Origin of the sequence: Leptolyngbya sp. BC1307 (genome assembly GCF_002286735.1) — a bacterium.
In the GTDB taxonomy this organism is placed as follows: domain Bacteria; phylum Cyanobacteriota; class Cyanobacteriia; order Phormidesmidales; family Phormidesmidaceae; genus Phormidesmis.
The window spans coordinates 38,986-53,840 of record NZ_NRTA01000030.1 but is presented as its reverse complement, the minus strand read 5'-3'; the positions used below and the strand labels follow the sequence as shown (position 1 = coordinate 53,840).

The following is a 14,855-nucleotide window of genomic DNA, read 5'->3' as shown; positions in this document are numbered from 1 at the left end:
TGATTGCGGCCCTCTACAATCATGAACGCACGATAGCCGCTTGGTAGTCTCAGCGAGGCGCGTTAGTCTATCACATAATCATTTCTGCAAGAGGTCTAATTTATCTAGCTTGCTCAGGCACAGCCGGTACAATAAGCTTCAGCTTTGATCTTCTACCCGGAATCTGACCGAGTCGCCATGTGAGGGAAGCCCTTCTGCTTGGGTGAGGACATCGATATCAGTGGCGATCGCTTTCAAAGCTGGCCGGGTGTACTGTACCAGGCTGGTGTGCTTCATAAAGGTCTCTGTGCTGAGCGGTGAGGCGTAGCGAGCAGCACCAGAAGTCGGCAGCGTGTGGTTAGGCCCAGCGATGTAGTCGCCGACGGCTTCTGGGGTGTCGTGTCCTAAGAAGATAGCACCGGCCTGATGAATGCTGGGCAGCAGCTCCCAGGGATCGGCGACTTCTAGCTCTAAGTGCTCAGGTGCAAAGATATCTGAAAGCTGAGCAGCGGTCGCTAGGTCATCAACGACAATGGCCAGCCCGTAGTGGGCGATCGCTTTTTCAGTCGAAGTCTGACGCGGATGCTGGTCGAGCTGACGGCTGACTTCTTGGGCAACCGCTTGAGCAAGTGCTGCGTCAGTGGTGATCAAAATTGCAGCGGCCATCGGGTCGTGTTCAGCTTGAGCCAGCAAGTCAGCTGCTACATGCACCGGGTTGGCCGTATGATCGGCAATAATGAGTACTTCTGAAGGGCCCGCTAAAGAATCGATGCCGACGGTGCCATACACCTGCTTTTTGGCCAAAGTGACGTAGACATTCCCTGGTCCAGTGATCACATCGACATTGGGAATGGTGGCGGTGCCGTAGGCAAGAGCAGCGATCGCCTGAGCCCCTCCGACCTGATAAATTTCTTCAATACCGGCTTCTTGAGCCGCCACCAAAACTGCCGGGCTGAGGCTGCTGCCGGTACCATTTTCGCTACTATTGGGGGTCACCATGACGATGCGAGACACTCCCGCCACGCGAGCCGGGATAGCATTCATCATCACCGTACTCGGGTAGCTAGCCCGTCCACCCGGTACATAGATACCGGCTCTGGCGACGGGCGTATAGCGTTTTCCCAAAATGACGCCGTTCTCTTCGAAGGTGACCCAGCTTTTAGGCAGGCGCTGACGATGGAATCGCTCGATATTTTTGCAGGCTTTTTGGATCGCTTTCAGCAGATCTTGAGAAATTTGCTGGTAGGCTGCATCGAGCTGAGCGCCGTCTATCTTCAGAGTTTCGGGGGTGAACCGCTGATGGTCAAATTTTTCGGTGTAGTACAGTAGCGCTTCGTCGCCTTTCTCCCTGACCGCCTCAACAATTTGGCGGACGGTGGCTTCTTTTTCGGCGACCTGAATGTCATGGGTGCGATCGCAAATACGCCGTAGCTCTACTCTAGCATCACTCAGCTGATTGGTAATTCGCAGCATGTGGGGAGAATTGTGGTGACAGCATCGGGCGATCGCCCCGTTCTAATCAGATTATTTCTAACCGGACTATTTAATTCAGAGCAGACCTTGACAGCCAAAGAGGGGTGCATTAGGAGAAATGGCCTAATCTAATCTAGACTTGATGGGTTAAATGGGCTGCCCGTTTCGAGATATTCACCAGCTTAGCGTGGAATTCTCATGGAGATCTGTTCTGACGGAGAATTTCAGTATTGGCTAGAACCGGTCAGCGCCGTTGAATACACCGATTACATCTAATTGCGGTTGACGCTAATTCAGGCGAAGCAGGTGAAGCCGAAGAGATTTTTATCCTCAGCCTCTGCTAAACGCGAAATTTTTATGCTACGATTGCTTATTCTGACAGTTTTATTTTAAGTGAATTTAAGGGCGAGCCGTGGCAAATACTAAGTCTGCGATCAAACGTATTCGAGTTGCAGAGCGGAATCGTTTGCGTAATAAAGCGTACAAGTCAGCGGTCAAAACGCTGACCAAGCGATATCACGAAGCACTCACAACCTATGAGGCTAGTCCCTCTGAAGAAAGCAGCAAGCTTGTACAAGAAAGCATGTCTGCTGCTTTTAGCAAGATTGATAAAGCCGTCAAGCGAGGAGTCCTGCATCGTAATGCGGGCGCAAGACGTAAATCTCGATTGGCCAATGCGCTGAAAGCACGTGAATCGGCCGCTAGTGCCTGACCAATGCGCTGGAAGGGCTACTTGCCGAATTAATTCGGCATAGCTGGCTTGCTGAACTACTTAATCTTTATCTATTGCTTGCAGGTCGATGCGCCTAATTGATACTCACGTCCACATCAATTTCGATTCTTTTGATATCGATAGGGATGAGGTTGCTCGGGCTTGGCGAGAAGCGGGCGTGGCTCACCTGGTGCATTCTTGCGTTGAACCTGCAGAGTTTCCAAAAATTCAGGCGATCGCTCAGCGCTATCCGGAAGTCTCTATGGCAGTGGGGCTACACCCACTGGATATGGATAAGTGGACAGAGACTACAGCGGCGCAAATTGCTCATATAGCTGCCTCAGAACGCAAAGTGGTGGCTATTGGTGAAATGGGCCTGGATTTTTTTAAGGCAGATGACAAAGCGCTGCAAATGAAGGCTTTTGTAGCTCAGCTAGAGGTTGCACACGCCTTAGATCTGCCGGTGATTATTCACTGCCGAGAGGCCGCAGCCGAGACAGCCGAATTGCTCAGGTCGTTTAGCCAAAATCGAGGTCACATCTCCGGCGTGATGCACTGCTGGACAGGTAGCCCAGCAGAAACCCAGCAGTTTTTAGACCTGGGGTTTTTCATCAGCTTTAGCGGCATTGTCACCTTCAAAAACGCGACTCAAGTCAAAGCCTCAGCGCGGATGGTACCAAGCGATCGCATCCTGGTGGAGACCGACTGCCCCTTTCTGTCGCCAGTCCCAAAGCGCAAGGAGAAGCGCAATCAGCCAGCCTTTGTTCGCTATGTTGCAGAGTACGTAGCAGAGCTGAGAGAAGTCTCTTTAGAGACGCTCGCCTGGCAAACGACTTGTAATGCCCAGAGGCTGTTTCGGTTGCCAGGCGAGCTAGTTTCATCGGAGGCTAACGGTGCGGAGATATAGAGCCATCACTCGAAGGTCATGCCGGTAAGCTCTTGTCATCGTTCAGAGTCATAAATATAGATGCAGGCACTCAAGCATCTTGACAATCTGATATTTTTAAGATCCAAATTTAGCCTATGATATATACACCACAAAAATATCTTTACTATTGCCCAATCCAGATTTCGACTTGGCTGCCCTGCCTGAGCAGACCATACCACCTCTATAACAGGGGGTTGTAGTCTTGCGAACAGCCGCTCTTCCGGGCAGATTAATTCCCTTCTACTCGTCTATCCTCTACTGCGTCTGCTCTTGAATTTTCCTAATTTTCCCTCTCAATCGCGAGTGAATTTAGAACTTTTTACATCTTTAAACTTTTCGCTTTCAGCTCTGAGGCGAGCTGCCAGGCCGCTGTCTGCCTGTGTTGCCCAAAAGCTATGGTCGACGCTAAGACGACGTAGCCTATCGAGGCGAGCATCGCCGCGAATAAGTACTGCCTAGCGATACGCCGCTGAAAATTCGGACGCTCTATTTATTGCTCTAAAATTTCTTTTCGTCCATGGAGCCCTGCGCGCTCCTAGCTATAGGCTTATGCCTCTCTAGCACCCCCCTGCTGTCTAAACGTTTGCCCTGCTCGGCGCAACTTTGAGGAAACGCATGACTGACTCTACTACGCTTGCAACTGTCGATCCTAATATCTATCCTGCCGTCAACCAGGCGCCAGCTCACCTACTGCCTGACCTTGTTGAAATTCAGCGGGCAAGCTTTCGCTGGTTTTTGTCAGAAGGACTTGTCGAAGAGCTGGAAAGCTTCTCTCCAATTACCGACTACACCGGCAAACTAGAGCTGCACTTTTTAGGCAGAGAGTACCGGCTAAAAGCGCCGAAGTACATGGTAGACGAGGCCAAGCGGCGTGACAGCACCTACTCTGTGCAAATGTATGTACCGACCCGGCTAATCAATAAAGAAACTGGGGAGATCAAGGAGCAAGAGGTCTTCATCGGTGACTTACCGCTGATGACAGATCGAGGCACCTTTATCATTAACGGCGCTGAGCGAGTGATCGTCAACCAGATTGTGCGTAGCCCCGGCGTGTACTACAAGGCCGAGACTGATAAGCATGGCCGCCGTACCTATACCGCTAACCTGATTCCTAACCGGGGAGCCTGGTTGAAGTTTGAAACCGATAAGAACGACCTCGTCTGGGTGCGGATTGACAAAACTCGTAAGCTCTCAGCACAGGTGCTGCTAAAAGCGCTCGGGCTCAGCGATGGCGAGATCTTCGACTCGCTGCGCCATCCAGAGTATTTTCAAAAGACGATCGAGAAAGAGGGCCAGTTTAGCGAGGAAGAAGCGCTACTAGAGCTGTACCGGAAGCTGCGTCCTGGCGAGCCGCCCACAGTCAATGGTGGTCAGCAGCTGCTCGACTCTCGCTTTTTCGATCCTAAGCGTTATGACCTGGGTAAGGTGGGTCGCCACAAACTCAACCGGAAGCTGCGCCTCAATATTCCTGAGACTACTAGGGTCCTGACGCCTCAAGATATTGTTTCGGCGATCGACTATCTGATCAATTTGGAATTCGATATTGGTAGCCCCGATGATATTGACCACTTGGGTAATCGCCGGGTGCGATCGGTCGGTGAGCTGCTGCAAAACCAGGTGCGAGTTGGCCTCAACCGCCTAGAGCGGATTATCCGCGAGCGGATGACCGTTTCTGACGCCGATTCGCTAACGCCTGCCTCTTTGGTGAACCCTAAGCCCCTGGTTGCAGCTATCAAAGAATTCTTTGGCTCCAGTCAGCTATCTCAGTTTATGGATCAGACCAATCCGCTGGCGGAGCTGACCCACAAGCGACGGATCAGTGCCCTGGGCCCAGGCGGACTGACGCGCGAGCGCGCTGGCTTTGCCGTGCGAGATATTCACCCTTCTCATCATGGCCGCATCTGTCCGATTGAGACACCCGAAGGCCCTAACGCTGGCTTGATTGGCTCACTGGCGACTCACGCCCGAGTAAATGACTTTGGCTTCATTGAGACGCCGTTTTTCCCAGTGGTCAATGGTCAAATCATCAAAGATAAGCCAGCGGTGTACATGACTGCTGACGAAGAAGACGATTTGCGGGTTGCTCCTGGCGATGTACCGATTGATGCTGATAACAACATTCTGGGTGAGTCAGTGCCGGTGCGCTATCGCCAAGACTTCACAGTGACATCGCCCACCGAAGTGGACTACGTGGCGGTTTCGCCCGTACAAATCATTTCGGTCGCGACCTCGCTCATTCCCTTCCTAGAGCATGACGATGCTAACCGCGCCCTGATGGGCTCGAACATGCAGCGTCAGGCAGTGCCTCTGCTGCGACCTGAGCGGCCGCTGGTAGGTACCGGGCTAGAAGCTCAGGCGGCTCGCGACTCTGGCATGGTGATTATTAGCCGGACAGATGGCACGGTTAGCTATGTGGACGCCAACTGGATCAAGGTGCGCGACCCAGAAGGCAAGGAACATGCTTACGAGCTGCAAAAATACCAGCGCTCTAACCAGGATACCTGCCTCAACCAGCGACCGCTGGTGTTTGAAGGCGACGAAGTGCTGACCGGCCAGGTGATGGGCGATGGCTCCGCGACTGAAGGGGGAGAAATTGCCCTGGGTCAAAACGTGCTGATTACGTATATGCCCTGGGAGGGTTACAACTACGAAGACGCTATCTTGCTGAGCGAGCGGCTAGTTTACGAAGATGTCTACACCTCAATTCATATTGAGAAGTATGAGATTGAGGCCCGTCAGACCAAGCTAGGCCCGGAAGAGATTACTCGCGAAATCCCTAACGTAGGGGAAGACGCGCTGCGGCAGCTGGATGAAACCGGCATTATCCGCATCGGCGCTTGGGTAAGTTCGGGTGATATCTTGGTCGGTAAGGTGACGCCTAAAGGTGAGTCCGACCAGCCGCCGGAGGAGAAGCTGCTGCGGGCGATCTTTGGTGAAAAAGCGCGAGATGTCCGTGATAATTCGCTGCGGGTGCCTAACGGTGAGAAGGGCCGCGTGGTCGATGTGCGGGTGTTTACCCGAGAACAGGGTGACGAACTGCCTCCTGGTGCCAACATGGTGGTGCGGGTGTACGTCGCGCAGAAGCGCAAGATCCAGGTAGGCGACAAGATGGCGGGTCGTCATGGCAATAAGGGAATTATCTCCCGGATTTTGCCAGTAGAAGACATGCCTTATCTGCCTGACGGCACGCCGATTGACATTGTGCTAAATCCCTTGGGTGTGCCCTCACGGATGAATGTAGGTCAGGTGTTTGAGTGTCTGCTGGGCTGGGCCGGACAAAATCTTGATGCCCGATTTAAAGTGACGCCGTTTGACGAGATGTACGGCGAGGAAGCGTCTAAAAATACCACTCACGGCAAGCTGCAGGAGGCGAGGGAGGTTACCGGCAAAGATTGGATCTTTAACCCGGATAACCCTGGCAAGATTCAGCTGTACGACGGTCGCTCTGGAGAGCCGTTTGACCAGCCGGTAACGGTGGGTCAGGCTTACATGCTGAAGCTGGTGCATTTGGTAGACGATAAGATCCACGCGCGCTCGACCGGGCCTTATTCGCTGGTGACTCAGCAGCCTCTGGGCGGTAAAGCTCAGCAGGGGGGACAGCGCTTTGGTGAGATGGAAGTATGGGCGCTAGAAGCCTTTGGCGCGGCGTATACGCTGCAAGAATTGCTGACGGTGAAGTCTGACGATATGCAGGGCCGGAATGAGGCGCTGAATGCGATTGTCAAGGGAAAGGCCATTCCTCGTCCGGGAACACCAGAGTCGTTCAAGGTATTGATGAGAGAGCTACAGTCGCTCTGCCTAGATATCGCAGTGCATAAGCTAGAGACTCAGGAAGATGGTACTAGCCGGGATAGTGAGGTAGATCTGATGGCCGATGTAGGTAACCGCAGAACGCCTTCAAGGCCAACTTATGAGTCGGCAGCCCGAGAAGAGCCTGCTGCTGAAAAGCTTGAGGAACAGCCGTTGCTATAGGTTGTGACCGAGGACTAGCTGAAGTCGGGGAAGGCGTCAAAGAGAGTGGGTGATTGGGGTGATTGGAGCGCGATCGCCCATCCTACCTCAGCCCTGCCCCGCCACAAAGATATTGAGATTCAGTCAAGTTGTAAGGGAATGAAAGGATGCCGAAAGTAGAACAGCGGTTTGACTACGTCAAGATCGGCCTGGCCTCGCCGGAGCGAATCCGTCAGTGGGGGGAGCGGACCCTGCCCAATGGCACCGTGGTCGGTGAAGTGACCAAGCCAGAAACCATTAACTACAGAACGCTCAAGCCAGAGATGGATGGGCTGTTTTGTGAGCGAATTTTTGGCCCAGCCAAAGACTGGGAGTGTCACTGTGGTAAATACAAGCGAGTGCGCCACCGGGGCATTGTTTGCGAGCGCTGCGGCGTAGAGGTGACCGAGTCTCGGGTGCGCCGTCATCGCATGGGCTATATCAAGCTAGCCGCACCGGTCGCCCACGTTTGGTATCTCAAAGGCATCCCTAGCTATATCGCCATCTTGCTGGATATGCCGCTGCGAGATGTAGAGCAGATTGTCTACTTCAACGCCTATGTGGTGTTGGATGCGGGCAATGCCGATAACCTCTCTTACAAACAGCTGCTGAGTGAAGATCAGTGGATGGAGATTGAAGATCAGCTGTATGACGAAGACTCGCAGCTGGCGGGTATCGAAGTTGGCATCGGCGCTGAAGCGCTGAAGCGACTGCTAGAAGATCTGCAGCTAGAAGAGACGGCTGAGCAACTGCGAGATACCATTTCGACTTCTAAGGGGCAAAAGCGGGCCAAGCTGATCAAGCGGCTGCGCGTGATTGACAACTTTGTTGCCACCGGATCTAAGCCCGACTGGATGGTGCTGGATGTGATTCCAGTGATTCCGCCAGATCTGCGGCCCATGGTGCAGCTAGACGGCGGGCGATTTGCCACCTCTGACCTGAACGATCTGTATCGCCGGGTGATCAACCGGAATAATCGTCTGGCTAGGTTGCAGGAGATTTTGGCTCCTGAGATTATTGTCCGTAACGAAAAGCGGATGCTGCAAGAGGCCGTAGACGCGCTGATTGACAATGGTCGCCGGGGACGCACGGTTGTAGGTGCGAATAACCGACCGCTGAAGTCTCTTTCTGACATTATTGAGGGTAAGCAGGGCCGCTTCCGCCAGAACCTACTGGGTAAGCGGGTGGACTACTCTGGCCGTTCAGTCATTGTGGTTGGCCCTAATCTGAAGATTCATCAGTGCGGCCTGCCTAGAGAGATGGCGATCGAGCTGTTTCAGCCGTTTGTGATTCATCGGTTGATTCGGCAGGGGCTAGTCAACAATATCAAGGCAGCTAAAAAACTGATTCAGCGCAATGATCCCAGCGTTTGGGAAGTGCTTGAAGAGGTAATCGAAAACCATCCGGTGATGCTCAACCGGGCCCCGACCCTGCACCGACTGGGCATTCAGGCGTTTGAACCAATTATGGTAGAGGGCCGGGCCATTCAGCTGCACCCGCTGGTCTGTCCGGCGTTTAACGCCGACTTTGACGGTGACCAGATGGCGGTGCATGTACCGCTTTCTCTGGAGGCGCAGGCGGAGGCGCGGCTGCTGATGCTGGCATCTAACAATGTGCTTTCGCCAGCAACTGGGCGACCGATTATCACCCCAAGTCAGGACATGGTGCTGGGCTGCTATTACCTGACGGCAGATAATCCGCACAAGCAGGAGGGGGCAGGTCGCTACTTTGCCAACATGGAGGATGCGATCGCCGCTTACGAACAAGGCAACGTCGCCATTCATGCCAAGGTTTGGCTGCGCTTTCAAGGCCAGGTAGAGACCGACGAAGACGACAGCGAACCGATAGAAGTCACCACCGATGACAGCGGCGCGACTACTAAAGTCTACAAGTTTCGCCGGGTGCGAGAAGACGAATCAGGCAACGTGATTTCTCAGTACGTAGAAACCACTCCCGGTCGCATTATCTACAACCACGTGGTGTTGGGTGCATTGGCTGAATAGGCCAAGCAGTGGCGCTGTGACCTTCTCCCACAGCGCTCCCTACTCCCAGGACATCGAATTCAGAAATTCCACGCATCAGCACAGCAGCAAAGCGTTATAAGGGGCAAAACAGAGCATGACAGAGAAAGGCGCAGCTAAACCAGTTGTCTTTAGAAACCGGGTTATTGACAAAAAGCAGCTCAAAAATTTGGTCTCATGGTCTTTTGAGCATTACGGTACGGCCCGCACCGCTCAGATGGCCGATGAAATCAAAAGCTTAGGCTTCAAGTACGCGACCCGAGCGGGCGTTTCTATCAGTGTGGATGACCTGCAGGTACCGCCCAGTAAAAAGGCGATGCTAGAGACAGCCGAAGAAGAAATTCGCGATACTGAAGAGCGCTACACCCGAGGGGAAATCACCGAAGTTGAGCGGTTTCAAAAGGTGATCGACACCTGGAACGAAACCAGCGAACACCTCAAAGATAAAGTGGTGGAAAACTTTCGTGACCACAACCCTCTGAACTCGGTCTACATGATGTCTAACTCAGGGGCGCGGGGGAATATCTCTCAGGTGCGCCAGCTAGTAGGCATGCGGGGTCTGATGGCAAACCCGCAAGGGGAGATCATTGACCTTCCGATTAAAACTAACTTCCGAGAAGGGCTAACGGTCACTGAGTACATTATTTCCTCCTATGGCGCGCGTAAGGGACTGGTAGATACGGCCCTGCGAACCGCTGACTCTGGCTACCTCACTCGTCGCCTGGTTGATGTCTCGCAGGATGTGATTGTCCGCGAGATCGACTGTGGCACGGAGCGGTATATTCCAGTGCGACCGATGACTGACGGTGAGCGGACGCTAATTCCGCTGAAGGACCGTTTGCTGGGCCGAGTACCGGCAGAAGATGTGCTGCATCCCAAGACAGGCGAAGTAATCGTCGCTCGCAATCAGGCGATTACCGACGATCTGACCAAAGCTATTGGGGCCGCTAAAGTCAAAGAAGTCAAGGCGCGCTCGGCGCTGACTTGTGAAGCCGCCCGCTCTGTATGCCAGCACTGCTATGGCTGGAGTTTGGCGCACTCTCACATGGTCGACTTGGGTGAAGCGGTGGGCATCATTGCTGCTCAGTCCATTGGCGAACCGGGCACTCAGCTAACAATGCGCACCTTCCACACGGGCGGTACCTTTACCGGTGAGCTAGCGCCTCAGGTGCGGGCTAAGCGTACTGGAACTATTCGCATCCCAGACAATATTCGCAGCCGACCATTCCGCACTCGCCACGGCGAAGATGCGCTGGTGATGGAAGCGAACAACCAGATTTCCATCGAGTCTAATGGCAAGGAATATGCGGTTTCTCTGCCGCAGGGCGCGATTTTATTTGCCAAGGCAGGCGATGAGCTGAAAAAAGGCGACATGATTGCCGAGATGCCTAGCACCAGCCGGGTACGTAAAGTCACTGAGAAAGCCAGTAAGGACGTGACTTCTGATCTCTCGGGCGAGGTGATCTTTGAAGGGCTGGTGCAGGAAGAAAAAACCGACCGGCAGGGCAACATGACACGCTTGGCTCAGCGGGGCGGACTGCTGTGGGTGCTCTCGGGTGAGGTGTATAACTTGCCGCCAGGGGCGGAACCGATTGTTAAAAATGGCGACCTTGTAGAAGCAGAAGGTGTACTTGCAGAAACCAAGCTGATCACTGAGCGCGGCGGTATTGTCCGGCTAACCAGTAACTCTACCGACGGTAAAGGTGGCCGCGAAGTAGAAATCATCACTGCTTCTGTGCTGCTAGACAAGTCAGAAGTGATCGTTGAAAGTGGCCAAGGGCGTGAGCACTACTTCCTTAACACTGCCAGTGGCCAGCGCTTTTCGCTCAATGCGACACCCGGCACTAAGGTCACCAGCGGTCAGGTCGTGGCTGAACTAGTAGACGATACCTTCCGCACGCAAACCGGCGGCATTATTAAGTTTGCTGGTGTCGAAGTTTCCAAGCGCGGTAAGGCCAAAACCGGCTACGAAATCACGAAAGGCGGCACTCTGCTGTGGATCCCTGAAGAGGCCCACGAGGTGAATAAAGACATCTCCCTGCTGATGGTAGAAGACGGCCAGCTTGTCGAGGCGGGCACAGAGGTCGTCAAAGACATCTTCTGTCAGACCAGCGGCGTTGTCGAAGTCACTCAGAAAAACGACATCTTGCGTGAGATTGTGATTCGCCCTGGCGATATTCACATGGTCGATAGTCCTGACGACGCCGACAGCAAAAACGGCAGTATCGTCAATGCTGGCGAAGAAGTGATGCCAGGTGTAGTCGCCGCTGCGCTGCGCTATGTAGAGTATGTCGAAACGCCAGAAGGCGCGGCTTTGCTGCTGCGGCCAGTGCAGGAATTTGAGGTGCCCGATACGGCGAAAGTGCCCAGTCAGGACTCAGTCAGCGACAGCGATGACAAGACCATTCGCTTAAGAGCCATTCAGCGCTTGCTCTATAAAGACGGCGAGCGGGTGAAGTCAGTAGAGGGCTTGGAGATCTTGCGCACTCAGCTGGTGCTTGAGATCGAGGAGGGCGGCTCGCAGCTCACAGCCGACATTGAGCTAAAAGCGGATAGCGATGACGAAGACGCCGCTAAGCGCCTGCAGCTGGTGATCTTAGAAACGCTGGTCGTCCGCCGCGATATTGAAGCTGATCAGACTCAGGGCAGTACTCGCACTCGTCTGTTGGTAAACGACGGCGATGAAATTGAGCCGGGCGCGGTGATTGCGCGTACAGAGATTCAGTGTAAAGAGGCGGGACAAGTTCGCGGTGTGCGAGAAGGTTTGGAGGCCGTCCGCCGGGTGCTGGTGGTGCGTGACGCGGATCGCGTGATCATTGATACTCAAGGCAACTCGCCTAAGGTCTCTGAAGGCGACCTGCTGGTGGATAATACTGAGATCGCTGAGGGTGTGCGGGCCTCAGAGTCGGGTCAGGTGGTGGATGTGGGTGATCGCCAGATCGTCATGCGCATCGCCCGTCCTTACCGGGTCTCAACCGGCGCGGTTCTGCATATCGAAAATAGCGACCTGGTACAGCGGGGTGATGGCCTGGTGCTGCTGGTCTTTGAGCGAGCTAAAACGGGCGACATCATTCAGGGTCTGCCGCGAATTGAGGAGCTGCTAGAGGCCCGCAAGCCGAAAGAAGCGTGCATCTTAGCGGAGCGGCCAGGCACTGCTCAGGTTGTGTACGCTGACGATGAAACGGTTGAAATTAAGGTGATTGAAAGCGACGGGGTCGTGACTGACTACCCAGTAACGCCAGGGCAGAACCTGGTCGTCGGCGATGGTCAGAAGGTGGATATCGGTGAGCCTCTGACCGATGGCCCTTCTAATCCTCACCAGATTCTGGAGGTATTCTTCAAGTACTACCGCGAGCACAAAGGCACTCACGAAGCCTCTATGCTCAGTCTAGAAAGAGTCCAGACGTTCTTGGTGAACGAGGTGCAGTCGGTTTACCAATCCCAGGGGATCGATATTTCTGACAAGCACATTGAAGTCATTGTGCGGCAGATGACCTCTAAGGCCCGATTGGAAGACGGCGGCGATACGACCATGCTGCCAGGTGAGCTGATCGAGATTCGCCAGCTAGAGCAGGTGAATGAAGCGATGTCGATTACCGGCATGGCTCCAGCTGACTACACGCCTGTGCTCTTGGGGATCACTAAAGCTTCGCTCAATACCGACAGCTTTATCTCAGCGGCTAGCTTCCAGGAGACCACTCGGGTGCTCACTGAGGCGGCAATTCAGGGTAAGTCTGACTGGCTAAGGGGCCTCAAGGAAAACGTGATTATCGGTCGCCTGATTCCGGCGGGTACTGGCTTTAATGCCTACGAAGAGCCTTCTTCGCCGGAAATAGACACGTCCTTTGACGGTACATTTCTAGATAATGACTTAGCGCTTCAGGACATGGTGCTAGACGACCGCACGGCCCGAGCTTATGACCGCGAAGGCGGTCTAGACCTGATTGCGGGCGACGGCATGGTCGGCGGCAATGAGCAAAAAGCGGCAGAGAGTGACAATAATGGGTCTTCTCCGCTGGTTGGAAGCGATGGTCTGATTGATGATAAAAGCGAGACGCTGTAGCAAGCGATCGCTTGTTCAATAGTTGATCCGTAGCTCGTCTACAAAGAAGCCCTGCTGTTGTAAAAACGGCAGGGCTTTTGAGTTGTGGTTTAGGCCGGTGAATGCTTTTGGTCTATTGATGATGTCCACAATGGCACTGAGCATCAGCGTGTCTGCCCTCACAGTCCAGGCTCAACTGACGATGGAGGAGACACATTTCTCTGAGCAAATCTAAGAATGTGAATCCTGCGGGTGTCAGCAGCGACTCTTTTAGAATCGCTACGCGAATATTGCGAACCAAGGGCACGGGTAAGGCATAGACATGAACGCCCTCTGGCGTAGGCTCTATGGCTAGCCGGGGATGATCGTTGCACCCAATCCCATTGCCACCATGCTGACAATGGTGGCATCAGAGTGCACATGGTATTTGGGCGGTAGTGTGATGCCATGCTGGGCGCAATGCTCATAGACCAGCCCATCACACAGATCTCCTTTTCGAGGGAGGCAATCCGCATAGCTCACAGAAGATTGAGAGAGCTGAAGCCGCAGGGCCGCTTCACTAAAACTGCCAGAATCGGCGATCGCAATTAGTGCGTGCAGATGCGATAGCTTTGGATAGTTCGGGAAACTCAGCCCCATAGGTTCACCCTCGATCACGCTTTTGAGCGGGCCTGGTCAGACTGTTTGGATTGTCGCAAACTTGGTAGGCAAAGGAGGCGATCTTTCTATCGAATTGACCGATAGAAACGTTCGGCTCACTGCTTTGTCAATCAGCGCCTCGTCCCGTACAGTGAGCCATCATGACGTAACGGTTGACTGCGATGACGGCTATTTCTGTAACGACCCACCAAAAAGGGACACTTTTGCTCCTGCTCGTGACTGTCATCTGGGGGACCTCGTTCCCCGTACTGAAAGACACGCTCAGCAGCGTTCACCCGGCTGTGCTGATCGCCGTTCGATACAGCATTGCGGCGATCGCTCTCTTGCCCTGGCTGCGAAACGCGAGCCGCTCACTCCTGCGGGATGGTGCCCTGTTGGGGTCTATCTTATTTCTAGAAACGATGTGTGCGCTGACTGGCTTGGAAACGATTTCTGCTAGCCGATCCGCGTTCATCGTCGGTCTCAGCGTTATCGGGGTGCCGTTTTTAGGTGCCCTGATGGGCCGACCGTTATCGAGACGAATCCTCTTGGCTGCGGGCTTAGCAGTACTGGGCATGAGTGTGATGTCATGGGATGGGGGCGGATTAAGCTCGGGCGATGGATTGACAATGGCGTCAGCCGTTGGTATTGCGGCCTATATCGTCCTGCTGGAGGCAATTGCGCCTCGTCATGCACCTCTATCACTAGCCGCTATGCAAGTTTGGGTTGTCGTTGTGCTCGGTGGAATCTGGGCATTGCCAGAAGTCCTTCATCGAGGAATCGAGATTGGCAATCACGTTCCGGCCCTGCTGTATCTAGGGCTTGTCGTCACCATTGGCCCGCTCTGGGGGCAAGCCCTAGGTCAACGGTGGGTGCCTGCCCATGAAGCGGCTTTGCTTTACACCTTGGAGCCTGTTTTCGCTACAGTCTTTTCGATCTTACTTCTGGGCGAAGGTTTGAATCTCAATGGCGCAATTGGGGCGGTCTGCATCCTGATAGCCACAGTAGTGAGCCAGGTGAGAATGGGTAGCATTGCCAACCCTCAGCGCCCGAAAGCCAAATAGGTGACCC

Annotated in this window: 9 protein-coding genes; 6 read left to right on the top strand and 3 right to left on the bottom strand. The window is 53.9% G+C overall.

What is annotated here, in order from left to right:
• Nucleotides 1-138 precede the first annotated feature (138 nt).
• Nucleotides 139-1,452, bottom strand: coding sequence for a histidinol dehydrogenase (gene hisD / locus CKL79_RS15520; protein WP_121970487.1), 1,314 nt, complete (start codon nucleotides 1,450-1,452; stop codon nucleotides 139-141).
• 412 nt (nucleotides 1,453-1,864) lie between these two features.
• Here hisD and rpsT point away from each other — a divergent pair, with 412 nt between their 5' ends.
• The 5 genes from rpsT to CKL79_RS15495 all read left to right on the top strand — a co-directional run bounded on the left by rpsT (nucleotide 1,865) and on the right by CKL79_RS15495 (nucleotide 13,166).
• Nucleotides 1,865-2,164: a 30S ribosomal protein S20 gene (gene rpsT / locus CKL79_RS15515; protein WP_121970486.1), complete on the top strand. Its 300-nt coding sequence runs from the start codon at nucleotides 1,865-1,867 to the stop codon at nucleotides 2,162-2,164.
• Nucleotides 2,165-2,252: 88 nt separating this feature from the next.
• Nucleotides 2,253-3,071 carry a TatD family hydrolase gene (locus tag CKL79_RS15510; RefSeq protein WP_121970485.1) on the top strand — a complete coding sequence of 273 codons (819 nt, stop codon included), beginning with the start codon at nucleotides 2,253-2,255 and terminating at the stop codon, nucleotides 3,069-3,071.
• 636 nt (nucleotides 3,072-3,707) lie between these two features.
• On the top strand, nucleotides 3,708-7,064 hold the full coding sequence (gene rpoB, locus CKL79_RS15505; protein ID WP_240518884.1) for a DNA-directed RNA polymerase subunit beta: 3,357 nt from the start codon (nucleotides 3,708-3,710) through the stop codon (nucleotides 7,062-7,064).
• A gap of 146 nt (nucleotides 7,065-7,210) precedes the next feature.
• Nucleotides 7,211-9,085: a DNA-directed RNA polymerase subunit gamma gene (locus CKL79_RS15500; protein WP_121970484.1), complete on the top strand. Its 1,875-nt coding sequence runs from the start codon at nucleotides 7,211-7,213 to the stop codon at nucleotides 9,083-9,085.
• Nucleotides 9,086-9,200: 115 nt separating this feature from the next.
• Nucleotides 9,201-13,166 carry a DNA-directed RNA polymerase subunit beta' gene (locus CKL79_RS15495; RefSeq protein WP_121970483.1) on the top strand — a complete coding sequence of 1,322 codons (3,966 nt, stop codon included), beginning with the start codon at nucleotides 9,201-9,203 and terminating at the stop codon, nucleotides 13,164-13,166.
• 15 nt (nucleotides 13,167-13,181) lie between these two features.
• On the opposite strand, the gene CKL79_RS24220 is transcribed toward CKL79_RS15495, so the two are convergent.
• On the bottom strand, nucleotides 13,182-13,310 hold the full coding sequence (locus CKL79_RS24220) for a hypothetical protein (protein WP_276300458.1): 129 nt from the start codon (nucleotides 13,308-13,310) through the stop codon (nucleotides 13,182-13,184).
• Nucleotides 13,311-13,496: 186 nt separating this feature from the next.
• Complete coding sequence (locus CKL79_RS23925) at nucleotides 13,497-13,784, bottom strand: LysR family transcriptional regulator (protein WP_240518883.1); 288 nt, start codon at nucleotides 13,782-13,784, stop codon at nucleotides 13,497-13,499.
• A 182-nt stretch (nucleotides 13,785-13,966) separates the two neighbouring features.
• Here CKL79_RS23925 and CKL79_RS15485 point away from each other — a divergent pair, with 182 nt between their 5' ends.
• A complete protein-coding gene (locus tag CKL79_RS15485) occupies nucleotides 13,967-14,848 on the top strand; it encodes a DMT family transporter (RefSeq protein ID WP_121970482.1) in 882 nt (293 codons plus the stop codon).
• Nucleotides 14,849-14,855: the final 7 nt, after the last annotated feature.